The following is a 23473-nucleotide window of genomic DNA, read 5'->3' as shown; positions in this document are numbered from 1 at the left end:
CGGAACGCGTGAGCATAGCCCGCATCCTGGTGATCGACGACGAGCCGCCGATCCGCCGGCTGCTCCGCACCGGTCTCGGGACGCAGGACTACGCGGTCGTCGAGGCCGCCGACGGGGCCGCGGCGCTCGCCGCCCTGGAGGCCGGCGGGGTGGATCTCGCGATCCTCGACCTCGGCCTGCCCGACATGGCCGGCCACGCCCTCCTGGCGGCGATCCGCGAGCGCTGGCCCGACCTGCCGGTCGTGATCCTGTCGAGCCGCGACGACGAGCGCGGCAAGGTCGAGGCTCTCGATCTCGGCGCCGACGACTACGTCACCAAGCCCTTCAGCATGAACGAGTTGCTGGCGCGCATCCGCGCGGCCCTGCGCCATCGCCTCGCCATGCAGGGGGAGCGGCCGGTCTTCCGGGTCGAGGACCTCTCGGTCGACCTCGTCCGCCGCATCGTCCGCGTCGGCGAGCGCGAGGTGAAGCTGTCGCCGCGGGAATACGAGTTCCTGCGCGTGCTGGTGCAGCACGCCGGCAAGGTGCTCACCCACGCGCAGCTCATGCGCCACGCGCCGGCCTCGTCGGACCCGCAGTACCTGCGCGTCTACATCCGGCAGCTGCGCCAGAAGCTCGAGCCCGATCCCGAGCGCCCGCGCTACCTACTCACCGAGACCGGCGTCGGCTACCGCCTGCGCGCGCCGGACTGAGCCCGGCGCACCGGCTCAGGGCTCCAGCCCCTCCTCGACGCGCCGCGCGGCGCGCAGCTTCTCGACCCGCGCCACCGAGAACACCGAGGCCTCGTAGAGGAGCAGCATCGGGATCGCGAGGGAGAGCTGCGAGATGACGTCCGGCGGGGTCAGGATGGCGGCGGCGACGAAGACCAGCACGATCGCGTAACGACGCTTCTCGCGCAGGAACGCCGCGTCGATGATCCCGATCTGGCCGAGGAGCGTCAGGATTACCGGCAGCTGGAAGGCGATGCCGAACGCGAAGATCAGCGTCATGATCAGCGACAGGTACTCGTCGACCTTCGGGAGCAGCTTGATCGTCGGCTCCCCGGCGACGCCCACCTGCTGGAGCGACACCGAGAATTTGATCAGCAGCGGCATCGCCAGGAAGAACACCACGAGCGCGCCGAGCAGGAAGAAGATCGGGGTGGCCACGAGGTAGGGCAGGAACGCCTTGCGCTCGTTGCGGTAGAGGCCGGGTGCCACGAAGGCGTAGATCTGCGTCGCGATCACCGGGAAGGCCAGGAAGGCCGCGCCGAAGACGCTGAGCTTGATGTTGGTGAAGACCTGCTCGAGAAAGTGCGTGGCGATCAGCTCGGCGTTCTGCGCACCCACGATCGAGACGTAGGGGTAGACCAGCACGTTGTAGATGTCGCGCGAGAAGAAGAAGCACGCGAAGAACATCAGCACGAAGGCGATGAGCGACTTGATCAGCCGCGACCGCAATTCGATCAGGTGCTCGAGCAGGGGCGCCCGGGACGCCTCGATCTCGGCCTCGTCCGCCTCGCTGATCATCGGGCAGCCGTGCCGTTCTTGGACTCTTCGGTGGCGGGATGCGCGGCGGGCGGGTCGGGCGGAGGGCCGAACGGATCGTCCACCGAGCCGGGCACGGGCAGGGGCGCCTCCGCGACCTCGGTCGCCGCACCATGGTCCGACGCGCCGGCTGGCGTCACCGGATGCGTATCGGCGGCGTGAGGCGCCGCCGCGGCTTCCTGCTCGGCCTTCAGCTGCGCCGTGGCGTCGGCCAGCGACCGGGTCTCGACCGGGGGTGTCTCGGGGCCGGGCATCTCCGGTCCCATCTTCTCCGGACCCATCTTGGCCCGGCCCTCGACGGCGCCCTTCAGCTCGTCGCGGATCGTCTGCACCGGATTGAAGGTCGAGCCCGCCGTGCGGACGGTGTTGCGGATGCCGTCGACCTCGCGCCGGACGTCGTCGAGCTCGGCCTCGCGGATCGCCTCGTTGAACTGCATCTGAAACTCGCCGGCCATGCGGCGCAGCTTCGTGGTGATCTGCCCGACGGTGCGCAGCGCCTTCGGCAGATCCTTCGGCCCGATGACGATGAGGGCGACGCCGCCGATCAGCATCACCTCGCCCCAGCTCATGTCCAGCATGTCGTCGACGGTCCTGCTGCCCCGAGATCCGGCACGGCGGCCGGACCCCGTCAGGCTCTACACGAGCGCGCGCGCTCTGACAGTCCTACAGTCAAGCTCGCCCTCAGACCGGCTTGCGCTCGCCGCCGGGGATATGACTCGCCGGGATCGCGGTGCCGGGGCTCGTCTCGGCGGTGTGCGGGATGGTGCGAACCGGCTCGGCCGGCGGCGGCGCGGCCTGGGCCGCCGGCGGGGTCTCGTCCTCGGCCATGCCCTTCTTGAAGGCCTTGATGCCCTTGGCGACGTCGCCCATCAGGTCGGACACCTTGCCGCGTCCGAAGAGCAGCATCACGATGACCGCGACGATGACCCAGTGCCAGATACTCATGCTGCCCATGGCAACCTCCTGCGGGCGCCCCGAAGAAGCGGGAGCGTGACGCCACGTCCGGTTGAGGATTTCGGGGCGAACCTAGGGATCGCGCCGCCCGAACACAAGCAGAGGCGATGCCACGGCCGGTGGAAGGCCGCGATGGATCGCCGCGCGGTGTCTCAGGTCAGGCGGCGGCGAGGGCCGCGGCGAAGCGGTCGCGGGCTTCCGCGACGTCGAGCCCGTCGCCGGCGGGGTCGAGCCGCGCCAGCGCAGCGGCGGCGCGCCGCGCGGCCTCGCCGGTCAGTTCGGGCGCCGCCTCGGCCACAGCCTGCATCTCGTCGCGCGCGCCGTTGCAGTGGAGGCCGATGTCGATCCCCGCCGCGAAGGCGCGCTCCGTCCGGTCGCGGAACGTGCCGGTCAGCGCGTGCATGGACAGGTCGTCGGTCATCAGCAGGCCGTCGAAGCGGATGGCGCCGCGGATGATGTCGCGGATGACGGTGTCTGATTGGGTCGCCGGCCGGTCGGGGTCAATGGCGGTGAAGACGACGTGCGCGCTCATCGCCATCGGCAGGTCTGCGAGGGCGCGGAAGGTGCGGAAATCCTGCCCGGCGAGATCCGCGCGGGTCGCGTCGACCACCGGGAGGCCGTGGTGGCTATCGCAGGTGGCGCGCCCGTGCCCCGGAATGTGCTTCATCACCGGCAGGACGCCGCCGGCCATCAGGCCCTCGGCGACGGCGCGTCCGATCTCGGCGACCCGTTCCGGACTCGTCGCGTAGGCGCGGTCGCCGATGATGTCGTGCGAGCCCGGCGCCGGCACGTCGAGGACGGGGGCGCAGTCGACGTTGATGCCGACCTCGGCGAGGTCGTGTGCCATGAGGCGCGCGCCGAGGCGGGCGATGGTCGCGGCGCTGCCGTTCAGCCGACCGTAGCGACCGCCGGCCGGATAGGCCGGCCAGTGGGGCGGGCCCATCCGCTGGACCCGGCCGCCTTCCTGGTCGATCAGGATCGGCGCCCGGTCGGACCCAACGCAGTCCCGGAGTGCCCCGGTGAGGGCGCGGACCTCGTCGGGCGTCCCGATGTTGCGCTTGAACAGGATGAAGCCCCAGGGCTTCACGTCCCGGAAGAAGGCCCTCTCCTCCGCCGTGAGCGACGGGCCGGTGCAGCCGAGAATCAGGGCGCGGGAGGTCATCTGGAACGGCTCGGATACTGCTCGGTGGCGGCGCGAAGACGGCGCGAGAACGGCGGCAGGGCCGCCGGGCGGCGCGAATCGATGGCGACAGAGTCGGGCGGGAACGGGGAGCCGGCAAGACCAAACCGGGGCCCCGGACCAGTGGCCGGGGCGATCGCGCCGCCCGTGTTGCCTAGGGGACTCGGTCGGACGGGCGACGCGGATCACCGCGGACGGGCACGCCGTCCCGTCCGCGAGGTGCCGTCAGGAGATCAGTTCTTGGCCACGAAGCACTGGCCGCCCGCGCCCTGCAGGGCGCTGCACAGGCTCGCGGCCTGAGCCTTCTCCAGCGGTCCGACGCGGACGCGGTAGATCGTCTTGCCGTTGACCTCGGCCTGCCGGATCAGCTCGGGCTTGCCGGCGAGCTGCGCGTACTTGGCCTGCAACTGGTGGAACGCGGCCTTGGCCTCGGCGGCGGAGCTGCGCACTCCCAGCTGGACCGAGAAGCCGCTGACCGGGCCGGACTTCACGGCGTCGTCGTCCGTCGTGGTGCTGGCGGTGGTGTCGGGCGCGGCCGCCCCGGCCGGAGCGACGGCGGCGATGCGCTGGGCGGCCTTCGGCGGCGGCTTCACGGCCACCGGCTTGGGCGCCGGCTGCTCGACCGCGGCTTCCGGCTGCGCGTCGACGGGCGTGGCCGTGGTCGCCGGCATGGCTGCGGCGGTCTGGCGGACGGGCCTGGACTTCGGGGCCGGCGGAGCGGGCGGCTCGTCGCTCGGCAGGACCATGGTGGGGATCGGGGCCGGCCCGGCATCGGCGGCCTGCTGCTCGCGCGGCGGCGGCGCGGGCGGCGCTTCGGGCTTGACCGCCACGGTGCGGACGCGGCGCGGCTCCCCGAAGGCCTCGAACGGGCCGCTGCCCGGCGTCGTGCCACCCTGGGCGCCGCTCGGCTGCGACGGGCCCTGGGCCGCCCGCGCGGCCTCGGCCACGTCGAGGGGCTGCTCCTCGCGGTTCACGATCTTGATCTGGCCGTCCTTCTTGCCCTTCGGGTCGTAGATCTGCCGGTTCTGATCCGGGATCTCGACGCCGTCGGCGACCTTCGGGGCGACCTTGAGGGGCGTAGAATCGGCCTGGACCACCGGAACGCCGCCGTGGCCCGAATTGCTCAGGCCCTTGTAGGTGAGCGCCCCGGTGACGGCGAGCGCCACCACGGCGACGCCGGCACCCACCGAGGCGAGCCGCCGCCGCGGATTGGCGCGCCGGAGCGCGCGGCTGTCCGCGTAGGTCTCCTCGTCGCCGGTCGAGGTCGGGCCGCCCTCCGGAGCGTAGCCGGCGCCCTCGCGGTGCGTGTCCTGCTCTACCGAGGCGAGATACTGGTCGAACGCGTCGGCCGGCGTGGCCTTGGCGGGTTCCGGGGCGAAGCTCGGCTCGACCCGGGCATTCCAGGCGGCCTGCTGCGGGGCGGCGGGCGCGACGGCGCGCATCTCGTCGCGGGCCGCGAGCAGCGCCCGGAACGGGTCGTCCTGGCCGACGATGCGGGCGAGTTCCGCCAGCGGGTCGCCCTTGCCGGACGCCTGCGGCGCCTGGCCCTTCTCCTGACGCAGATCGCGCGCGAGGGCGTCCAAATCGACCTGAGCGCGCGAAGCGTTCGTCATGGCAGCATCCTCACATCAACGCCGAAGACCGGCCCGATGCACCCGGGCCTATCGCATCTCGTCCGGCGCGGTCACACCGAGAATCGCAAGGCCGGCCGCCAGCGTGCTCCGCAGAGCTTCGACGAGCGCCAGCCGGGCCCACGTCGACTTTCGGTCGGTTGCATTAACAAACCGTAATTGCGGCAAGTCTTTGCCCTTGTTCCAGAAACTATGCAGCGCGGAGGCCAGTTCATAGAGGTGGAAGGCGATTCTGTGCGGCTCGTGCGCCAGCGCCGCGGATTCGAGGACCCGCGGGTACTGCGCGATGAGGCGCATCATCTCGATCTCGCCCGGGTCGCTCAGCACGGAGAAATCCGCCTCGCGGGCCAGCGCCGCGGCCGAGAGGTCGGCGTCCGGGAAGGCCTCGCGCGCTTGCCGCTGCACCGAGCGGACGCGGGCATGGGCGTACTGGACGTAGAAGACCGGGTTGTCCTTCGTTTGCTCCACGACCTTGGCGAGGTCGAAATCCAGAGTCGCGTCGTTCTTCCGGTAGAGCATCATGAACCGGATCGCGTCGCGGCCCACCTCGTCGATCACGTCGCGCAGGGTCACGAACTCGCCGGCCCGCTTGGACATCTTCACCGGCGCGCCTGCGCGCAACAGCCGCACGAGCTGGCAGAGCTTGACGTCGAGCGTGGCCTTGCCGTCGCTGACCGCCTTCACGGCAGCCTGCATGCGCTTCACGTAGCCACCGTGATCGGCCCCCAGGACGTCGATCAGCTCGGTCGCGCCGGCGAGGTACTTGGCCCGGTGGTAGGCGATGTCGGAGGCGAAGTACGTGTACGAGCCGTCCGACTTCAGCAGCGGGCGGTCGCTGTCGTCGCCGAATTCCCGGGTGCGGAACAGCGTCTGCTCGCGGTCCTCCCAATCCTCCGGCAGCTGACCCTTGGGCGGCGGCAGGCGGCCCTCGTAGACGAGGCCCTTGGCGCGCAGTTCCGCGAGCAGGGACTTCACGGCCCCGCTCTCCTGGAGCGTGCGCTCGGAGAAGAACACGTCGTGGCGGATGCCGATCGCCGCCAGGTCGGCCCGGATCATATCCATCATCATGCCGAGCGCGGTCTCGCGCACCGCGGGCAGCCACTCCGCCTCCGGCTTGTCGAGGAGCGCGCGGCCGTGGGTCTCGGCCAGCGCGGCGCCCACGGGCTTCAGGTAGTCGCCCGGGTAGAGGCCCTCGGCGATCGCGAAGGGCTCGCCCAGGGCCTCGCGGTAGCGCTGGAAGGCCGAGCGGGCCAGCACGTCGACCTGAACGCCGGCGTCGTTGATGTAGTATTCCCGCGTCACCTGCCGGCCGGCGGCGACGAGCAGGTTGCACAGGGCGTCGCCGAACACCGCGCCGCGGCCGTGACCGACATGCATCGGCCCCGTCGGGTTCGCCGACACGTACTCGACGTTGATCGGGCCGCCGGGCAGCCGCGAGCGGCCGAACGCCTCCGGCGCCGTCAGCGCGTCGCGCACGACCGCGTGGAAGATCGCGGGGTCGAGCCGCAGGTTGATGAAGCCCGGCCCGGCGACGCTCGCCTCGACGATCCGCGGGTCCGCGCGGAGTTCCTCCGCCAGGGCCTCGCCGAGCGCCTTCGGGTTGGTCCGCGCCTCCTTGGCGAGCACCAGGGCGGCATTCGTGGCGAGATCGCCGTGCGACGCGTCGCGGGGCGGCTCGACGACCACGCGGCCCAGGTCGAGGCCCTCGGGCAGGTGGCCGGCGCGGGTCAGCGCCTCCACGGCCTCGCGCACGCGCGCCTCGAACAGGGCGAAGATGTTCATGGGTCTCGATCTCGCTCGCGCGGGGGTCTCGTCGCCCGGCCCGTCCGGCCTGCGCCCGCCCCGGCGGTCTAGCAAGGGGGCGGGAGGGTGTCACGGCGCCGGGCCGCGCACCGACCGCGCGGAATCCGCGGTCGCGGCATCGCTCCGGTAACCACGTGCGCGTCGCCGACGGGTTATCCCGCGCGACGAATACGGATCGCCCAGTGTCCGTCTTGTCTCGAACGAGACGACACGGTGTCATCGTTGGCGATCGTGAGTAGGCCGATCGCGGAGTTACTGATGAAGACCTTGACGATTGCGGGCACGGCGCTCTGCGCGCTCATCCTGGCCACGCCGAGTGCCGAGGCGGGCGGGTTCCGCGGCGGCGGATTCCATGGTGGCGGATTCCATGGTGGCGGATTCCGGGGCGGTTACCGCGGCGGCTACGGCTACCGCGGTGGCTACGCGGCCCGCGGCTTCTACGGGCGCGGCTACGGTTACGGCTACCGCGGCGGCTACGGTCGGGCCCTCGGCTACGGGCTGGCCGGCGCGGGGATCGGCCTCGGGCTCGGGCTCGCCGCCGGCAGCGTCTACGGCGGCTACGGTTATGGCGGCTACGGTTACGGCTACCCGGCCGCCTACGGCGGTTACGGCTACGGTTACGGCTATCCCGCCGCCTACGGTGGCTACGGCTACGGCGGGTGCTACGGCAGCTTCACCTGCGGCTGCGGCTGCTGACACGCGCCGGCCCCGCGCCGGGCCCTCAGGGCTCGGCGAGGGGCAGGCCCCGGCTGGGCAACTCCCAGTGCAGGTCCGGCGTCGTCGCGTAGAGCTTGCGGTGCGCCAGGACCGCGTAAGTGTCGGTCATGCCGGCGATGTAGTCGGCAACACGGCGGGCGACCCGGGCCTCGGTGGCACCGTCGAGACCGGCGCTCCACTCCTCCGGCATCCGGGCCGGCGCCGCGGTGAACGCGGCGAACAGGTCGTTGACGATGGCGTCGGCCTTCTTCCGCACGGCCACCACGCCGGGATGCCGATACATCCGCTCCCACAGGAAGCGCATGATCTCGGCGTCAGCCGCCGCGATCTCCGGCGAGAACACGATGACCGGCTGATCCGCGTCGCGGATGTCCTCGACGCGCTGCGGATCCAGGGCGGCGATGCGGCGGCCGCCCTCGCGGATGACGTCCTCGACGAAGCGGGTGATCACCCGGCGGGCGAGCTCGTGGATCATCCGCGACGGCTCCAGGCCCGGATGCAGCCGGTCGATCTCGTCGAGCAGCCCGGCCAGGAACGGGACCGCCCGCAGCTCCGGGATCTCGAACAGGCCGGCGCGCAGCCCGTCGTCGAGGTCGTGGGCGGCGTAGGCGATGTCGTCCGCCAGCGAGGCGGCCTGGGCCTCGGGGCCGGCCTGGCTCCACAGGTCGAGGGGATTCAGCGCGTCGTATTCCAGGATCGCCGCCGGGATGCCGCGGGCGGCGTAGCGGGGCGTCGGGTGGCCGTCCGCGGTGAGCAGCGGACCGTTGTGCTTGACGAGGCCCTCCAGCGTCTCCCAGGCGAGGTTCAGCCCGTCGAAGCCGGCGTAGCGCCGCTCCAGCCGGGTGACGATCCGCAGCGCCTGGGCGTTGTGGTCGAAGCCGCCGTGGCGCGCCATGCAGGTGTCGAGGGCGTCCTCGCCGGTATGGCCGAAGCAGGTGTGGCCGAGGTCGTGGCTGAGGGCCAGAGCTTCCGCGAGGTCCTCGTCGAGCCCGAGGGCGCGTGCGAGCGCCCGGCCGATCTGGCTCACCTCCAGCGTGTGGGTCAGGCGGGTGCGGTAGTGGTCGCCCTCGTGATGCACGAAGACCTGCGTCTTGTGCTTCAGGCGCCGGAACGCCGTCGAGTGGATGATCCGGTCCCGGTCGCGCTGGAAGTTGCTGCGGGTCGGCGAGCCGGCCTCCGGGATCAGGCGGCCCCGGGTGCGGGCCGGGTCGGTGGCGTAGGGCGCGCGCCAGCGCTCACCGTTCGGTCGCACGGCATCCGCTCTGTAACTCACGCACCCTGCTCATGACGGCTCCCCGCCCGGCGCGTTGCGGCGCGGGCTTGCGGCTCATATCTTGTGGGTCGAGGCGCCCTCGGCAACGGGCCGGGCGCGCCGTCCACCGAACGAATGCGTGGCCAGAGACCGATGGCTGAGATCACCCTGACCGCCCGCGCGGCCAAGCGCATCAACGAGATCATGGTGGCGGAGCCGGCGGGCTCGTCGCTGCGGATCAGCGTCAACGGTGGCGGCTGCTCGGGCTTCTCCTACGCTTTCGACATCACCCGCGCCCGCGAGGCGCAGGACGTCGCGATCGAGCGCGACGGCGCCACCGTGATCGTCGATCCGGTCTCGCTCGAGTACATGAGCGGCTCGACCATCGATTTCGTGAACGATCTGATCGGGCAGTCTTTCAAGATCGAGAACCCGCTCGCCACCGCCTCCTGCGGCTGCGGGACCTCCTTCTCGTTGTAGCCCCCGCCCCGGCGCCGACGCGCCGTTGCGTCCGTACGACACCTTTCCAGGCTCGATCGCCCGGGCCGGCGCGCGCGATTGCCTCGCCCGGCAAAACACGGCACGGCTAGGGCATCCCCGCGAGAGCCCTGGTCCGGACGCTGCCATGAACCACCCGAAGGCCCGTCTCCGCCTCCGGTCGGCCTGGGCGACGGCCGCCACGCTGGCCCTTCTCGGCCTCGCGCCCGCGCCGCTCGCCGCGCAGGAGGGCGCCGCCGCCGTCCAGGACGTGACGGTCAACGACGTGGTGATCCCGCTGGGCGGCACGCTGCTGAAGGCTCCGAAGCTGACGGCCAGCGGCACCCGCCTCTCCAAGGAGGATCTCGCGGCGATCCTGCGCCCGGATTCCAACGTGCCCTGGGAGCAGCGCCTCGCCCGGCTCGACGCCGGCAGCCTGACCGTCCCGGTCCTCGTCTCCGAGAACGCGGGTCCCGGCGAGAACCGGCAGACCGTCACCTACCGCGACGTGGTCGCCCGCGACATCCGGGCCGGCCGCGTCGGCGAGCTGACGGCGGCCGGCGCGACGGTCAGCTCCGTCGCGGGGCCGAACCGCGGGTCCGGGACCTACGGTCAGGTGCGCGCCACGGACCTGGATCTCGCCGCGCTCAGCCGGCTCTACACGGTGCCCGGCGACGGCAAGGGACCGGTCCAGCGCGTCTACGGCACCATCCAGGTCTCGGACGTCACCTACTCGGACGCGCGCGGCACCACCGTGAAGATCGCCCGCCTCGACGGCCGCGACCTCGGCGGCCGGCAGGTCCCGGACGGCTGGAGCGGTGCCTTCGCCATCGTGGCGAACGGCTTCGACGGCGCCAGCGACCGCCGACCGCTGGCCGCCGCCGCCGCCGATCTCATCGACGCCACCTCGGTCGGCAGCCTGGAGATGCAGGGCCTGAGCGTCAGCGACACCGATCCGAAGGGGCCGGTGCTGTTCGAGATCGGCCGGGCCGCCTACACCTCCTCGGGCTCCGAGGGCGGCACCACCCTGGACAACCTGTCGATGACCCGCGGCGCGCTGCGGATCCATGTCGGCCGCGTGGCCGCGCTGGGGACCTCCCTGGCGCCGACCGTCGCGACCCTCCAGGGCATCGCCGCCGAGCCGACGGGCGGCGCCGGCTTCTCCGACGTCGAGATGCGTCGCCTGACGCCGAAGCTCGGCACGCTCACCCTCACCGACCTGTCGATCGACCTGCCGCCCGAGGCGGAGGTCGAGCGGGCGCCTCCCCGCGACGTCCGGCCCCCGGCCCGTGGCGCCCTGCCCGAGCCGGGCCGGTCGGCGCGGACACCCGAGCCCAGGCCGGCCGACAGGACCGCGGATCCCCTGGCGGTCACGGTGTCGCCGCGGACGTCCCCCCGCGTCGCGCTGCGCGAGGCGGCCCTGGCCTTCGGCCCGCTGACCGATGGCGTGCCCAGCGCGACCCGCATCAGCCTCACCGGCCTGAGCCTGCCCGCCGACCTGCTCGCGGGCGCGCCGCTCCTCGGCCTGCTGCCGGCCTACGGCTACCGAGACCTCGACCTCGACCTCGTGGCCGACGCGAGCCTGGACGAGAAGGCCCGCGACCTCGCCCTGCGCGAGGTCACGATCTCCGGGCGGCACATCGGCACCGTCCGCCTGTCCGGCACGCTCGGAGGCATCGGGCCCGAACTGTTCTCCGGCACCCTGCCGGCGGCGACCATGGTGATGTTCTCGGGCAGCGCCAAGACCCTGAACCTGACGGTCGAGAATGCCGGCCTGTTCGAGCGCTTCCTGGCCGCGCAGTCGAAGGATCTCAGCCTCAAGCCGGACGAGTTGCGCAAGGAATACGTCACCGCCAGCCTGCTCGGCGTGCCGATCATCCTGGGCAACAGCGCGGCCGCCAAGGGGATCGGCGCCGCCATGGGCCAGTTCGTGATGAAACCCGGCAAGCTCGTGGTGCACGCCAAGTCCAAGGAGCCGGCGGGGATCGGCTTCATCGACCTGGGCGCGGCGCGCTCACCGGCCGCCGTCCTCGACCGGCTCGAGGTCGAGGCGAAGGCGAACTGAGGGGCGCCGCGATCGGCCGAGGCCATGGCCCGGCTCCGAAGGCGACGCCCGCATATCTGGAAGGGCCGCCCATGCTCGCCGTCCGCCTCTCGAAGGCCGCCCTCGTCGGCGCCCTGGCCCTGACTTGCACGCTGGTCGTGTACGGCAACGTCACGGAGCCGGCAGTGAACCTCGCCTTCGTGCAGCACGTGCTGTCGATGGACACGATCCTGCCGGATTCGGGCATCGCCGACCGCGCGATCACCGATCCGGCACTGCAGCGCGGCGCCTTCGCGATGATCGTCGCCGCGGAGGCTGTCACGGCGCTCCTGCTCTGGATCGGCGTCGCGCTGATGCTCGCGCGGCTGCGGGCCCCGCGCGGCGACTTCGACCGGGCCAAGACCTGGGCGATCGCCGGCCTGAGCGTCGGCTTCCTGGTCTGGCAGGCGGGCTTCCTGGGCATCGGCGCCGAGTGGTTCGGCATGTGGATGTCGAAGGTCTGGAACGGCCAACAATCCGCCTTCCGCTTCGCCATGACGGTCCTCGGCGTGATGATCTACGTCGCCCTGCCCGAGGCCGAGGATCCGGAGGCGGGCCGCATAGGCTGAGATCGCGCGGCCAGCGCTGCCCCGACGCGGGGGCTGTCGTGCCGACCGCGTTCTCGGAGTTCGCCGCACCGCCACCCGGAACGATCGGGAATCGCGATCAGTTCGTTCCATAAGTTCTGTTGGATTGAACGCTCGGCGAGAGGGATGGTGGCTCCCTGTTCCGGAGCCGAGCCGTGTCGCGCAGGACCAACCCTCTTTCGATCGCGTGCCGCATCCGCGGTTCCGTAGCCAGGCTTGGCTCCCGCCTCGCGGTCAGCCCCAGAGCCGTCGGCCCGAGGCGGTCGAGGTCGCGATCGTCGACCGGGCCCTGAACCTGCACCCTCGCTCGCCGCGCCCACCGCCGTCAGCCTCCACCTGATCCGCCTTCTCGGCATCGCGTGATGCCCGGGTCCAGTTCGAGGAGCGTCAGGAGAGAGATCGGACCGCGCAACCGCGATCTGCAAACCGCAGAGCAACGGTCATCGAGTTACCCCACGCCGTTGAGGAGACATCGCCGTGAGCCAATCCGCCCTTCCCCGCCGTGCCGTGCTGGCCGGCCTCGGCCTCGGAGGCCTCGCTGCGGCCGCCCCGGCCTGGGCCGCCGGCACGGTCAGACTCCCCCTGCCCGGCGGTCCCGAGCAGCGCGCGGTCACGACCGCCTTCCCCGGGAAGGGCGCGATGATCCTGCAGCGCACCCGGCCGCCGCTGCTGGAGACACCCTTCGCGGTGTTCGACGAGGGCGTGTTCACCCCCAACGACCGCTTCTACGTGCGCTGGCACTGGGCCGAGATTCCGACCGCGATCGACGCATCGTCCTTCCGTCTGACAGTGCGCGGCCACGTCGAGACGGCCCTGTCGCTGTCCCTCGACACGCTCGCCGGCATGCCGCGATTCGAGATCGCGGCGGTGAACCAGTGCTCTGGCAATTCGCGGGGCCTGTTCGTGCCGCGGGTCCCCGGCGCGCAGTGGGCCAACGGCGCGATGGGGAACGCCCTCTGGACCGGCGTGCGCCTGAAGGACGTGCTCGACCGTGCGGGCGTGAAGGCTGGGGCCGTGCAGGTGCGCTTCGCCGGCCTCGACGAGCCGGTCGTGAGCGACGCGCCGCACTTCCGGAAATCCCTCGCCCTCGACCATGCCCGCGACGGCGAGGTGATGATCGCCTACGCGATGAACGGCGCGCAGTTGCCGCTGCTGAACGGCTTCCCGCTGCGCCTGGTCGTCCCGGGCCGATACTCGACCTACTGGGTCAAGATGCTGTCGGACATCGAGGTTCTGGACAGGCCCGACGATCAGTACTGGATGGAGACCGCCTACCGCATCCCGGACGTGCCGGGAGCCAACGTCCGGCCCGGCCAGACCGGCTTCAAGACGGTGCCGATCGACCGCATGGTGCCGCGCGCCTTCCTGACGAACCTGCAGGACGGCGTCCGGGTCGCGGCCGGCGCGCCAGTGGCCGTGCGCGGCATCGCCTTCGGGGGCGATTGCGGGGTCAGGACCGTGGAGATCTCCACCGACGGCGGCGCGTCGTGGACACCGACGCGGCTCGGGGCCGACGCGGGAGGCTACAGCTTCCGCCGCTTCGACGTCGGCTTGCCGGCCCTCGCGACCGGCACTCGCGCCATCAAGGTCCGCTGCACCAACACGAACGGACTCGCGCAGCCGATGGACCCGGTCTGGAACGGCGCGGGCTTCATGCAGAACGGCGTCGAGACCGTGACGCTCCAGGTCGCCTGAGGAGGAGTTTCATGTCCCTGACGCCAACCGCGCGCTGCCTAGCCGCGCTCGCCCTGATCCCCGTCTTCGCGGCCGCCGCGCCCGAGTCGATGCGCTTCACGTCGCAGCATGTCGAATGGCCCACGTCCGATCAGGTCTTCCCGGCGGAACCGGGCGCCGAGGCGATCAGCAACACCTGCCTCGCCTGTCACTCGGCCGGGATGATCCTCACGCAGCCCGTTCTGTCGAAGGCGCAGTGGAGCGGGATCGTCGACAAGATGATCCACAGCTACAAGGCGAGCGTGGATCCCGCCGACCGGCAGGCCATCATCGACTATCTCGCCGCGCTCAAGCCGCGGCCCTGACCGCGCCGCTCACGGCGCCCCGTCTCGGATCAGGCCGAGCAGGACGTCCGCGGCGCGGCTCCGGTACCGTTCCCGGTGGCGCAGCATCCGGAAGGTCCGTGCGGGCAGCGGGAACGGCGGCGCGACGAGCGCGCCGGCGGCCAGCTTGCCCGCCACGACCGCCTCCGACAGGACGCTCGCACCGGCCCCGGCCTCGATCGCGGCGAGCACGGCCTCGTTGGAGGGCAGCTCGAGCGACACCGTCACATCCGCGAGCGCCAGCTCCGCCGCCGCGAGCGCCGCCTCGAAGGCGGAGCGCGTTCCGGAGCCCGCCTCGCGCAGCACCCACGGGTGGCCCGCGAGATCGGCGGCCGTCAGGGTCTCCCGGGCCGAGAAGGGGTGGCCGGCCGGCACGACGAGCACGAGCCGATCCTGCGCGACCGCCGCGCTCGCCAGGACCGGATCCTCGACCTCGCCCTCGACGAAGCCGAGTTCGGCCGAGCCATCGGCGACCGCCCGCGCCACCTCCGCGGTGTTGCCCACGGCGAGCCGGATCGTGATGTCCGGATGGGCAGCCCGGAACGCGACGAGATGGCGGGGTAGCCAGTGGCTGGCGATGGTCTGGCTCGCGTGAACGCGCAGGCTTCCCCGCCGCAGGCCGCTCAGGTCGGCCAACACCCGCTCGGCCGCCTCCGCGCGGGCGAGCACCGCGCGGGCCTCTTCGAGGAAGACGCGACCGGCATCGGTCAGCTCGATGCCGCGGCCCACCCGGTGGAACAGTTTTACCGCGTGGCGCTCTTCCAGCCCGGACACCGCGGCGCTGACCGCAGACTGGACGATGTTCAAGGCCTCGGCCGCGCGGGTGACGTGCTGACGCTCGGCGACCGCCACGAAGATGCGCAACTGATCGAGGGTCATCGACAGGCTCTGCGACCGCGAGGGACGATCCAGGCTACCACGCCTTCGCGCCGCGCCCTGTCGTGAGCGCGAGCGCCGTCGCGGCCAGCGCCAAGGGCGCGAAGGACACCCAGAGCACCGTGTCCCAGCCGTAGCTCGTCAGCAGGCCCCCGGACGAGAACGAACCGACCGCCACCATGCCGAACACGATGAAGTCGTTGATCGACTGCACCCGCGTCCGCTCCTCCGGGCGATGACAGTCCAGCACCATCGCGGAGGCGCCGACGAAGCCGAAGTTCCAGCCGACGCCGAGGAGGATGAGGGACAACCAGAAATGCCCGACGTCCAAGCCCGCGAGTCCGACGAGCGCTGCCGCCCCCGTCAAGGTGAGGCCGGCCGCCACCACGCGGGACGCGCCGAAGCGCGTGATCAGGCGCCCGGTGAAGAAGCTCGGGCCGTACATGGCGATGACGTGCCACTGCAGGCCCAGATTGGCATCCTCCTGCGCGTGGCCGCACAGGCGCATGGCCAGCGGGGCGGCCGTCATGACGAAGTTCATAAGGAGGTAGGACACGGCCCCGCAGATCACCGCGATCACGAAGCGCGGCTGCGCGAGGATGACGGCCAGCGGTCGTCCGCCCGAGACGGACCCGGCGGCCGGCCGCGGCAGGCGAACGCCCGCCAGGATCAGGGCGGCCGCGGCGGCGACGGCGGCCTGGGCCAGGAAGGTGGCGGCGAACAGGTAGGGAGGCCAAAGGTCCATGGTGTGGGTGACGAGCTGCGGCCCTATCACCCCGCCGAAGACGCCGCCGGCCATGACGGCCGACAGCGCCCGCGGGCGGCGATCGGCCGGAACGCAGTCCGCGGCGGCGAAGCGGAACGAGAAGACCACGGCCGCGTAGGCGCCCCCGAGGAACATCGCCGCGCAGAACAGCCAGAAACTGGCCGCGACGATCGCCCAGGCCGAGAGCAGGCCGACGAGCACGCCGCACCCGGTGCCGACCATGAAGGCGGTGCGGCGCCCGTGGCGCCTGGCGATGCTGCCGGTCGGAAGGGCGCAGGCGGCCATCCCGACCACGAAGATCGAGATCGGCAATGTGGCCAGGACCTTGCTGGGCGCGAGCATGTTGCCGACGACCGCGCCCGTCGCGAACACGACGGTCGAGTTCGCGCCGGCGAGGGCCTGCGCGACGGCTAGCCTGACCACATTGCCGGTGCCCGACCGGTCGGCGACGGGCGCGCGGTCGATGGCCGAGGGGGACGTGCGGGACATCGAGACGCTCTGGATTCGACAAGGCTCCGCGGCCGGCCGGTGCGACGAGGGCACCGGTATAGCGGCGGCGTTCCCGTCCGTATCGCGATGCGATGACAAACCGTGCCGCCCGGTCCTTCGCCGCGACTCGCGTATCCGGGCCGATCGGCGCCCGCTCGCCGCAGGATCGCCCGCCGTGCGGCAGCGATCCCGAGCTGTCGCGCCTGCCGCGGCTCTTCAGCCCTGTAGGCTTTCGCCCTGCCGCCCGACACGGCCTCCGCCGCGTCGCTGAAGGTGCCGCGTTCCAGCACCTCCCGCGCCGCGTGCGCGAGACCGCCGAGGACCGCCCGCGCGAACGACCCGCCGACACTGATCCGCACCTCCCTCGGGCGCCCCTACGCCAATCGGGTCCCGCGGGGGGATGGCCTGCCTGGCCGGGGATCGTCCGAGGTTGAGATGGAGGGAGGTTCAACGATCCGTTCGGGAGGCGCGCTGAACGCAGCGGCCGATCTGGACCGATGGCATCGGCCGAACGGCCGGCGCGACACGCGTCACTGCGCGATGATCTCCGGATGCTGCGCGGCGAGGTTCGCCCGCGTCGCCTCGGCCCAGGCGCGGTCGCGTTCCCGGCGCGGCCGGTCGAGGCGGACGTCGGCGATGAGACTGGCTGGGCGCCGCGACACGAGGAGCAGCCGGTCTGCGATCCCGATCGCCTCGGCGACGTTGTGCGTCACCATCAGCACGCTCATGCCGGCCCGGTCCACCGTGTCCACCACGAGGCCGCGCAGCTCCGCGGCGGCGGCGTCGTCGAGGGACACGAACGGTTCGTCGAGGACGAGGACGCGCGGGCCGTCGGCTAGGGCGCGCGCCAGCGCCACGCGCCGCTGCATGCCCAGTGACAGGGCCTTCGGGTAGCGCGTCCGCCACGCCGTCAGGCCGAGCCGCGCGAACAGATCGTCGAGATCGCGCCCGCGCCGTGCCCGGGGCAGGCCGAGGCGGACGTTGTGCTCGACGCTGCGCCAGGGCAGCAGCCGCGGCTCCTGGAACACGATGCCCGCCCGGTCCGCGCCGGAGACGCGGCCCTCGAACGCGGTGTCGAGGCCGAGCAGGATCCGCAGGGTGGTGGTCTTGCCGGCGCCCGACGGCCCGATCAGGCAGACGATCTCCCCGGCGCCGACGCCGAAGGTCAGGTTCCGGACGGCCTCGACCGCCTCGGCCCGGGCGGGCCGGTACCATTTCGACGCGATCGCGACCTGGAGGACGGGCTCAGCGCCAGCGACGGACATAGGCTTCGAGCCGCTGGAGGAGGAGGACGTCGATGCCGATCATCACGGCCATGAAGACGAGGCTGTAGCCGATGATGGCCGCCACGTCGGTGCTCTGGACGAAGTAGTAGTTGATCGCGAAGCCGACCCCGTCCGGGCGCCCGAGCAGCTCCACGACCAGCACGATCTTCCAGGCGAGCGAGAGGCCCGACCGCGCCGCCGTGACCATGTAGGGCTGGAGCTGCGGGATCAGGATGTCGCGGGCCCAGCTGCGCCGGTCGAGCCGGTAGGCGCGGGCCATCTCGTCGAGCCCGGGATCGAGATTCCGCGCGCCCTCGCGCACGATCACCGCGACGTTCGGCAGCTTGTTGAGCACCACCGCCAGGATCGCGGCGGTCTCGGTGAGGCCGACCCAGACATAGGCCAGGACCGTGATCACCAGGGCGGGCGTGTTCAGGAGGACGAGCAGCGGCGTGTCGAGGGTGAGGTCGGCGGCCTTGGACCGTCCGAGCGCGACGCCGAGGAGGACGCCGAGGACCATCGCCACGGTGAAGGAGATCGCCACGCGGAGCAGTGTCATGCCCACGTTGTGCGCGAGGTCGCCGCGCTCCGCCTCCTGAACGATGAAGCGCAGCACCGCGAGGGGCGCCGGCAGCAGGCGCGAGCCCGCCTCCATCGCGGCGAACTGCCAGGCGGCGAGGAGCACGGCCAGGGACGCGATACGGGTCAGCGCGCCCATGCGGTCCCGATGATCCTGATAGTCTTGACGGTCGACACGCGCGCCCGCCGGGCGGCCGCCTCAACCATTGCGGCCGATGTAGTAGAGGTCCGGCGGGAGCGCGTTGCCCTTTCCGACGAGGCGGGCGCCGCCGAGCCGCGCCATCACCGCGTAGAGCTTCTCGGCGTCGGCGCGCTCCTCCGCGATGGAGCGGCGCGGAATGCCGGCCAGGAAATCGTGCTTCAGGGCCTCGAAGGTCGCCTCGTCCTCCGCCGCCATCAGCGGGCGCACGATCTCCCACGTGCTCGGGTCGGAGGCGAGCATGTCCTTGGCGGCCCGCGAGGCCCGGGCGAAGGCCGCCACGGCCGCGGGCTTCTCCTTCACGGTGGCGTCCTGGAACAGGTAGCCGATCAGCGCCACGTCGCCCGGGACCCCAAGGGCGTGCATGATGTCCTCGGCCCCGACCAGCTGCCGATAGCCCTTGGCCTTGAGGCGGGCGCAGTAGGTCCAGTAGGTCAGCGCCGCGTCGAGGGCGCCCTGCTCCAGCTTCAGCGTGATCAGAGGCGGGGCGCCGTAGGCGATCTCGGCGGCCTGCTCGAGGTCGATGCCGGCCGCGTCCTTGGCCTGTGCCCGGAGGAGGAGCCAGTTCTTGTCCAGGGGGCCACCCGCCACCCCGAGGCGCTTGCCCGCGAGATCCTTGAGGCTCTTCACCGGGCTGCCGCCCGGCACCATCACGCCGCCCTCGGAGGTCGAGTACGGGATGAAGCGGACCGCCTGGCCGTCGTTGCCGAGGCGGGCAGCCCAGAGCAGGTCGCCGATGATCGTGTCGACCTGCCCGCCGATGAAGCTGATCCGGGCCGCGTCGTTGCCGGCGAGCTTGACCGCGTCGAGCTCGAAGCCGTTGGCCGTGTCGAGGCCGCGGGCCTTGATCACCGCCGCCTCCCAGGTAGACGTGCCGAAGGGCAGGCTGCCGAGGCGGATCGTCGGCACGTCGGCGCGCGCCGCCCGCAGGCCGAGGCCGCCGAGCAGGCCCCCGGCGAGCATCGCGCGCCGTGACAGCATCACGCCTTCTCCCATCGTATTGCGCAGTCTTCAGCGGCGGCAGACTGGAGTGCCGATCGAGCCGGACGCCATTGCCAAAAGGTCATAGGGCTCACATCGGTTTCCGTCCACCGCGGCAAACACGCTTGCGCGCAACCGGCCGCGGCGGCACCCTCGGCAGCGACGGTTTCATCGGAGATGGATCATGAGCGAGCGACGCGAGGGCGCACTGGACGACGCGACCGTGGAGGCGCGGCTGAAGGCCGAGCTGCCCGCCTGGCGGCTGGAGGACGGGTGGATCCGGCGCACCTACAAGACGTCCGGCTGGAAGAGCACCCTGATGGTGATCAACACGGTCGGCCACCTCGCCGAGGCGGCGTGGCACCATCCGGACATCACGGCCTCCTACGCCTGGGTCGAGGTCCGGCTGATGAACCACGCGGCCAAGGGCATCACCGACAAGGATTTCGCCCTCGCCCGGAAGATCGAGGAGGTCGTCTCCTGGCAGCCGGGCCTGGAGGGACAGGGGCTCGAGGGCACCCCGACCGATCCGCGCTTCGCCTACATCAAGTACGAGAAGTAGCGGCCGCCGCGTGCGTCACCGCGGCTCCTTCACCCGGCGGCACTCCGTCTTCAGGTAGGCGGTCTTGCCGATCTCCTCGCGCAGCTCGGTGCGGGCGATGATCTCCTGCCAGCCGGTGGCGCAGCCGAGTTCGTTGGCGACCCGGACCTTGCGGACCTCGAGCGCCTGGGCGTCCGTGCAGGACTCCTGCGCGATCCCGTTGGCGCAGACCAGGACGACGGCGATGAAGGCGTTCATGGGCGGGACGGTCCTCGTTTCCGTCGCACCCTACGCGCCGGAACACCGTCGGGTTTCCGGCGGTGTGGCCCCGCTCGCGTGAAATATCGTCACGGTCGGCCCGCCCTGAGGGGGCGGAGGGGCGGGCCGACCGTTTCTCGCAGCGCCCGCGGGCGCCGCGATCGCGTGAGCCGGCCGATCAGCCGGCGTGGGCCGCCGGCGCGCCGCCCGTCTCCGGGCGGATACGGTAGCAGCCGACGTAGAGCGCGGGCAGGAACAGGAGCGTCAGGAAGGTCGCCGCCAGGATCCCGCCGATCATCGCGAAGGCCATCGGCCCCCAGAACACCTCGCGGGCGATGGGGATCAGGCCCAGGCTCGCCGCGGCCGCAGTCAGGAGGATGGGCCGCATGCGGTGGTGGGTCGCCTCGAAGACCGCCTGCCAGGGCGCCATCCCCTCGGCCCGGAACTCCTCGATCTGGCTCACCAGGATCACCGCATTGCGGATGATGATCCCGATGAGCGCCAGGATGCCCAGGATGGCGACGAAGCCCATCGGCTTGTCGAACAGGAGCAGCGCCGGCACCACGCCGATCAGGCCGAGCGGTGCCACGGTGAAGACGAGGAGCATCCGGCCGAAGCTCTGGAGCTGCATCATCAGCAGGAACGCCATGGCCAGCAGCATGACCGGGACCACGGCCGCGATCGGGCCCTGGCCCTTGGCGGATTCCTCGACGGCGCCGCCGGTCTGGACCGTGTAGCCCTCCGGGAGCGCCTTGATGAAGGCGTCGAGACCGGGCTGCAGGGCGGCCACGATGGTGGCCGGCTGGGTCGCGTCGTGGATCGTGGCGCGCACCGTCACGGTCGGGAGGCGGTCCCGGCGCCAGACGATCGGCTGCTCGAGATCGTAGCCGATCCGCGCGAAGGCGAGCACCGGCACCACCGTGCCATTCGCGAGACCGACCTGCAGCGACTGCAGGGTGTCCAGCGACGACCGCTCGGCGGCGCGGGCGCGGCCGACGACGTTGACGAGGTAGATCGAGTCCCGGACCTGCGTGATCGCCTGGCCGCCCTCGATCCCGTTCAGGATGCCGGCGACGTCCTGGCTGGTGACGCCGAGCTGGCGCGCCTTGTCCTGGAGGATCTCGACCCGCAGGACCTTGCCGGGCTCGTTCCAGTCGAAGGTCGGCACGTCGAGGCGCTTGTCGGCCGCGACCACGTTGGCGAGGTCGAGCGACAGGCGGCGCACCGTCTCCATGTTCGGGCCGCTGAGGCGGTACTGCACCGGCCGGCCCACGGGCGGCCCGAGGCTCAGGGGCTGCACCAGCACGTCGGTGCCGACGAAGTCGCGCAGGCCGATGGTCTGCAGGCGCGCCATCACGCGGTCGCGCACCTCCAGCGACTTTGTGACGATGACGATCTGGCCGAAGAAAGCGTTGGCGAGCTGCTGATCGAGCGGGAGGTAGAAGCGCACCGCGCCCTCGCCGACGTAGGACGACCAGCTCGTCACGTCCGGATCGTCCTTCAGGTTCGCCTCGAACCGGTCCATCTGCGCCCGGGTCTCGGCGATGGTGGCGTTCTGCGGAAGGGTCAGGTCGACCAGCACCTCGGACCGGTCCGAGGACGGGAAGAACTGCTGCTGAACGTGCCCCATCCCGACGATGGCCGCCGCCATCAGCCCGAGGCAGACCACCACCGTCGTCCAGTGCCAGCGCATGGCGAGCCGCAGCGCCCAGACGAACAGGCGCGTGAAGATCCCCTCCTTCTCCGTGTGGTGCTTCATGGTCTTCGGCAGGAGCGTGACACCGACAAGCGGCGCGAACAGGACCGCCACGACCCAGGAGACCAGCAGCGAGGCCGCGATCACCACGAACAGCGAGTAGGTGTACTCGCCGGCGCCGGAGCCGTTGAAGCCGATCGGCAGGAAGCCCGCCACCGTCACGAGCGTCCCGGTCAGCATCGGGAACGCCGTCGACGTGTACGCGAAGGTGGCGGCCTTCCGCAGCGTGTCGCCCCGCTCCAGGCGGGCCACCATCATCTCGACGGTGATCATGGCGTCGTCGACGAGGAGGCCCAGCGCGATGATCAGCGCGCCGAGGGAGATGCGCTGGAGGGTGACGTCCATGATCTGCATGACGACGAAGACGATCGCCAGCACGAGCGGGATCGACACCGAGACGACGAGGCCGGCCCGGACGCCGAGGCTCACGAAGCTCACCCCCAGCACGATGATGACGGCCTCGACCAGCGCCTGGGTGAAGCCGCCGACCGCGTGCTCGACCTGCTTGGGCTGGTCCGACACGAGATGGACGCCGACACCGAGCGGCAGGGTGGCCTCGATGGCGCGCATGCGCTCCTTCAGGGCCTCTCCGAAATGCAGCAGGTTGGCGCCCGGACGCATCGCGATGGCGAGGCCGATCGCGGGCTTGCCGTCCACCCGGAACAGCGGTGCGGGCGGATCCTCGTAGCCGCGGCTGATCTCGGCGATGTCGGCGAGGCGGAAGAAGCGGTCATTGACCCGCAGGTTGAAGTCCTGGAGCGAGGCCTCGGAGGCGAAGGAGCCGCTGACCCGCAGCGAGATGCGCTCCGGCCCGGCCTGCACCACGCCGGAGGCCGAGACCGCGTTCTGCGCCTGCAGGGCCTTGATCAGGGCCTGGAAATCAATGCCGTAGCCGGCGAGCTTCCGGGTGGAGAAGTCGAGGTAGATCGTCTCGTCCTGCGTGCCGATCAGCTGGGTCTTGCCGATATTGGGCACCCGCAGGACCTCGGTGCGGATGCCCTCGACGTAGTCGCGCAGCTGCCGGTGCGTCAGGCCGTCGGCCGTGAACGCGTAGATATTGCCGTAGACGTCGCCGAACTCGTCGTTGAAGAACGGACCCTGCACGCCCTCCGGGAACTGACCCTTGATGTCGCCGAGCCGCTTGCGGACCTGGTAGAAGGCCGGCTGGATCTCGTTCTTCTTGAGCGTGTCGCGGAACTGGACGAAGACTGTCGACGATCCGGGCGTCGTGTAGCTGCGGACGAAGTCGAGGCCGTTGAGCTGCTGAAGCTCCTTCTCGACCCGGTCGGTGACCTGATCGAGGGTGTCCTTGATGGTCGCGCCGGGCCACGTGGTCTGCACCACCATGGTCTTGATGGTGAAGGGCGGATCCTCCTCACGGCCGAGGCGGGTGTAGGCCATCAGGCCCGCGATCAGCGAGACCAGCATGAGGAACCAGACGAACGAGCGGTGCCCGAGCGCCCAGTCGGAAAGGTTGAAGTCCTTCACGCGAAAAC

General features: G+C 71.4%; 22 protein-coding genes and 1 pseudogene. 8 read left to right on the top strand and 15 right to left on the bottom strand.

Annotated elements, in window-relative coordinates; genetic code table 11:
* Positions 1-8 precede the first annotated feature (8 nt).
* Positions 9-692, top strand: a complete 684-nt coding sequence (locus LXM90_RS09700) for a response regulator (protein ID WP_103984760.1) — start codon at positions 9-11, stop codon at positions 690-692.
* A gap of 15 nt (positions 693-707) precedes the next feature.
* Here LXM90_RS09700 and tatC read toward each other — a convergent pair whose 3' ends face one another.
* From tatC to argS, 6 genes are all read right to left on the bottom strand, one after another.
* The gene (tatC, locus tag LXM90_RS09695) at positions 708-1508 is read right to left on the bottom strand and encodes a twin-arginine translocase subunit TatC (RefSeq protein WP_020092044.1); all 801 of its coding nucleotides are present in this window, start codon (positions 1506-1508) and stop codon (positions 708-710) included.
* Positions 1505-2104 (bottom strand): Sec-independent protein translocase protein TatB, encoded by a 600-nt coding sequence (gene tatB, locus LXM90_RS09690; protein ID WP_056528755.1) that lies wholly within the window; start codon positions 2102-2104, stop codon positions 1505-1507. The genes tatC and tatB overlap by 4 nt, the downstream gene beginning before the upstream one ends.
* Positions 2105-2207: 103 nt before the next feature.
* Positions 2208-2480: a twin-arginine translocase TatA/TatE family subunit gene (locus tag LXM90_RS09685; protein ID WP_020092042.1), complete on the bottom strand. Its 273-nt coding sequence runs from the start codon at positions 2478-2480 to the stop codon at positions 2208-2210.
* Between the two features lie 157 nt (positions 2481-2637).
* The gene (nagZ, locus tag LXM90_RS09680) at positions 2638-3642 is read right to left on the bottom strand and encodes a beta-N-acetylhexosaminidase (RefSeq protein ID WP_234082492.1); all 1005 of its coding nucleotides are present in this window, start codon (positions 3640-3642) and stop codon (positions 2638-2640) included.
* A gap of 251 nt (positions 3643-3893) precedes the next feature.
* A complete protein-coding gene (locus tag LXM90_RS09675; RefSeq protein WP_020092040.1) occupies positions 3894-5273 on the bottom strand; it encodes an SPOR domain-containing protein in 1380 nt (459 codons plus the stop codon).
* Between the two features lie 48 nt (positions 5274-5321).
* A complete protein-coding gene (gene argS / locus LXM90_RS09670; protein WP_020092039.1) occupies positions 5322-7073 on the bottom strand; it encodes an arginine--tRNA ligase in 1752 nt (583 codons plus the stop codon).
* A 279-nt stretch (positions 7074-7352) separates the two neighbouring features.
* On the opposite strand from argS, the gene LXM90_RS09665 reads away from it, so the two are divergent.
* Positions 7353-7790, top strand: a complete 438-nt coding sequence (locus LXM90_RS09665) for a hypothetical protein (RefSeq protein ID WP_020092038.1) — start codon at positions 7353-7355, stop codon at positions 7788-7790.
* A 25-nt stretch (positions 7791-7815) separates the two neighbouring features.
* Here the strand turns inward: LXM90_RS09665 and LXM90_RS09660 are convergent, their stop codons facing one another.
* On the bottom strand, positions 7816-9063 hold the full coding sequence (locus LXM90_RS09660; RefSeq protein WP_234082489.1) for a deoxyguanosinetriphosphate triphosphohydrolase: 1248 nt from the start codon (positions 9061-9063) through the stop codon (positions 7816-7818).
* 153 nt (positions 9064-9216) lie between these two features.
* Between LXM90_RS09660 and LXM90_RS09655 the strand changes: the two genes are divergently transcribed.
* The 5 genes from LXM90_RS09655 to LXM90_RS09635 all read left to right on the top strand — a co-directional run bounded on the left by LXM90_RS09655 (position 9217) and on the right by LXM90_RS09635 (position 14249).
* A complete protein-coding gene (locus tag LXM90_RS09655) occupies positions 9217-9543 on the top strand; it encodes a HesB/IscA family protein (protein WP_020092036.1) in 327 nt (108 codons plus the stop codon).
* Between the two features lie 145 nt (positions 9544-9688).
* A complete protein-coding gene (locus LXM90_RS09650) occupies positions 9689-11605 on the top strand; it encodes a hypothetical protein (RefSeq protein WP_234082486.1) in 1917 nt (638 codons plus the stop codon).
* 71 nt (positions 11606-11676) lie between these two features.
* Entirely contained in the window at positions 11677-12192 is a 516-nt protein-coding gene (locus tag LXM90_RS09645) for a DUF2165 family protein (protein WP_020092034.1), read from the top strand.
* A 495-nt stretch (positions 12193-12687) separates the two neighbouring features.
* Entirely contained in the window at positions 12688-13905 is a 1218-nt protein-coding gene (locus LXM90_RS09640; RefSeq protein ID WP_234082483.1) for a molybdopterin-dependent oxidoreductase, read from the top strand.
* Positions 13906-13916: 11 nt separating this feature from the next.
* Entirely contained in the window at positions 13917-14249 is a 333-nt protein-coding gene (locus tag LXM90_RS09635) for a cytochrome c (protein WP_234082481.1), read from the top strand.
* 9 nt (positions 14250-14258) lie between these two features.
* Here LXM90_RS09635 and LXM90_RS09630 read toward each other — a convergent pair whose 3' ends face one another.
* The 6 genes and pseudogenes from LXM90_RS09630 to LXM90_RS09605 all read right to left on the bottom strand — a co-directional run bounded on the left by LXM90_RS09630 (position 14259) and on the right by LXM90_RS09605 (position 19422).
* Positions 14259-15146 carry a LysR family transcriptional regulator gene (locus LXM90_RS09630; RefSeq protein ID WP_234082478.1) on the bottom strand — a complete coding sequence of 296 codons (888 nt, stop codon included), beginning with the start codon at positions 15144-15146 and terminating at the stop codon, positions 14259-14261.
* Positions 15147-15180: 34 nt separating this feature from the next.
* On the bottom strand, positions 15181-16398 hold the full coding sequence (locus LXM90_RS09625) for an MFS transporter (protein WP_234082476.1): 1218 nt from the start codon (positions 16396-16398) through the stop codon (positions 15181-15183).
* A gap of 259 nt (positions 16399-16657) precedes the next feature.
* A pseudogene (locus LXM90_RS09620) lies at positions 16658-16754 on the bottom strand (isocitrate lyase/phosphoenolpyruvate mutase family protein); the annotation flags it as partial.
* A 174-nt stretch (positions 16755-16928) separates the two neighbouring features.
* Positions 16929-17663, bottom strand: a complete 735-nt coding sequence (locus LXM90_RS09615; protein ID WP_103984763.1) for an ABC transporter ATP-binding protein — start codon at positions 17661-17663, stop codon at positions 16929-16931.
* Positions 17644-18381, bottom strand: coding sequence for an ABC transporter permease (locus LXM90_RS09610; protein WP_056528723.1), 738 nt, complete (start codon positions 18379-18381; stop codon positions 17644-17646). The genes LXM90_RS09615 and LXM90_RS09610 overlap by 20 nt, the downstream gene beginning before the upstream one ends.
* Positions 18382-18441: 60 nt before the next feature.
* Positions 18442-19422, bottom strand: a complete 981-nt coding sequence (locus LXM90_RS09605; RefSeq protein ID WP_020092027.1) for an ABC transporter substrate-binding protein — start codon at positions 19420-19422, stop codon at positions 18442-18444.
* Between the two features lie 184 nt (positions 19423-19606).
* Between LXM90_RS09605 and LXM90_RS09600 the strand changes: the two genes are divergently transcribed.
* Positions 19607-19984 (top strand): 4a-hydroxytetrahydrobiopterin dehydratase, encoded by a 378-nt coding sequence (locus LXM90_RS09600; protein WP_020092026.1) that lies wholly within the window; start codon positions 19607-19609, stop codon positions 19982-19984.
* Positions 19985-19999: 15 nt separating this feature from the next.
* Here LXM90_RS09600 and LXM90_RS09595 read toward each other — a convergent pair whose 3' ends face one another.
* Together LXM90_RS09595 and LXM90_RS09590 are read right to left on the bottom strand one after the other, a co-directional pair.
* On the bottom strand, positions 20000-20221 hold the full coding sequence (locus LXM90_RS09595; RefSeq protein ID WP_020092025.1) for a hypothetical protein: 222 nt from the start codon (positions 20219-20221) through the stop codon (positions 20000-20002).
* 178 nt (positions 20222-20399) lie between these two features.
* Positions 20400-23465 (bottom strand): efflux RND transporter permease subunit, encoded by a 3066-nt coding sequence (locus LXM90_RS09590; RefSeq protein ID WP_020092024.1) that lies wholly within the window; start codon positions 23463-23465, stop codon positions 20400-20402.
* Positions 23466-23473 lie beyond the last annotated feature (8 nt).

It is taken from the genome of Methylobacterium oryzae (assembly GCF_021398735.1).
In the GTDB taxonomy this organism is placed as follows: Bacteria; Pseudomonadota; Alphaproteobacteria; order Rhizobiales; family Beijerinckiaceae; genus Methylobacterium.
The sequence above is the reverse complement of the archived record's forward strand: the minus strand, read 5'-3'. Positions and strand labels throughout refer to the sequence as shown.

What these genes read in the sequence shown, in the direction of transcription:
- tatC (WP_020092044.1), bottom strand. Translation starts at nt 1,508, where the DNA reads ATGATCAGCGAGGCGGACGAGGCCGAGATCGAGGCGTCCCGGGCGCCC.
- tatB (WP_056528755.1), bottom strand. Translation starts at nt 2,104, where the DNA reads ATGCTGGACATGAGCTGGGGCGAGGTGATGCTGATCGGCGGCGTCGCC.
- LXM90_RS09685 (WP_020092042.1), bottom strand. Translation starts at nt 2,480, where the DNA reads ATGGGCAGCATGAGTATCTGGCACTGGGTCATCGTCGCGGTCATCGTG.
- nagZ (WP_234082492.1), bottom strand. Translation starts at nt 3,642, where the DNA reads ATGACCTCCCGCGCCCTGATTCTCGGCTGCACCGGCCCGTCGCTCACG.
- LXM90_RS09675 (WP_020092040.1), bottom strand. Translation starts at nt 5,273, where the DNA reads ATGACGAACGCTTCGCGCGCTCAGGTCGATTTGGACGCCCTCGCGCGC.
- argS (WP_020092039.1), bottom strand. Translation starts at nt 7,073, where the DNA reads ATGAACATCTTCGCCCTGTTCGAGGCGCGCGTGCGCGAGGCCGTGGAG.
- LXM90_RS09665 (WP_020092038.1), top strand. Translation starts at nt 7,353, where the DNA reads ATGAAGACCTTGACGATTGCGGGCACGGCGCTCTGCGCGCTCATCCTG.
- LXM90_RS09655 (WP_020092036.1), top strand. Translation starts at nt 9,217, where the DNA reads ATGGCTGAGATCACCCTGACCGCCCGCGCGGCCAAGCGCATCAACGAG.
- LXM90_RS09650 (WP_234082486.1), top strand. Translation starts at nt 9,689, where the DNA reads ATGAACCACCCGAAGGCCCGTCTCCGCCTCCGGTCGGCCTGGGCGACG.
- LXM90_RS09645 (WP_020092034.1), top strand. Translation starts at nt 11,677, where the DNA reads ATGCTCGCCGTCCGCCTCTCGAAGGCCGCCCTCGTCGGCGCCCTGGCC.
- LXM90_RS09635 (WP_234082481.1), top strand. Translation starts at nt 13,917, where the DNA reads ATGTCCCTGACGCCAACCGCGCGCTGCCTAGCCGCGCTCGCCCTGATC.
- LXM90_RS09630 (WP_234082478.1), bottom strand. Translation starts at nt 15,146, where the DNA reads ATGACCCTCGATCAGTTGCGCATCTTCGTGGCGGTCGCCGAGCGTCAG.
- LXM90_RS09625 (WP_234082476.1), bottom strand. Translation starts at nt 16,398, where the DNA reads ATGTCCCGCACGTCCCCCTCGGCCATCGACCGCGCGCCCGTCGCCGAC.
- LXM90_RS09615 (WP_103984763.1), bottom strand. Translation starts at nt 17,663, where the DNA reads ATGTCCGTCGCTGGCGCTGAGCCCGTCCTCCAGGTCGCGATCGCGTCG.
- LXM90_RS09610 (WP_056528723.1), bottom strand. Translation starts at nt 18,381, where the DNA reads ATGGGCGCGCTGACCCGTATCGCGTCCCTGGCCGTGCTCCTCGCCGCC.
- LXM90_RS09605 (WP_020092027.1), bottom strand. Translation starts at nt 19,422, where the DNA reads ATGCTGTCACGGCGCGCGATGCTCGCCGGGGGCCTGCTCGGCGGCCTC.
- LXM90_RS09600 (WP_020092026.1), top strand. Translation starts at nt 19,607, where the DNA reads ATGAGCGAGCGACGCGAGGGCGCACTGGACGACGCGACCGTGGAGGCG.
- LXM90_RS09595 (WP_020092025.1), bottom strand. Translation starts at nt 20,221, where the DNA reads ATGAACGCCTTCATCGCCGTCGTCCTGGTCTGCGCCAACGGGATCGCG.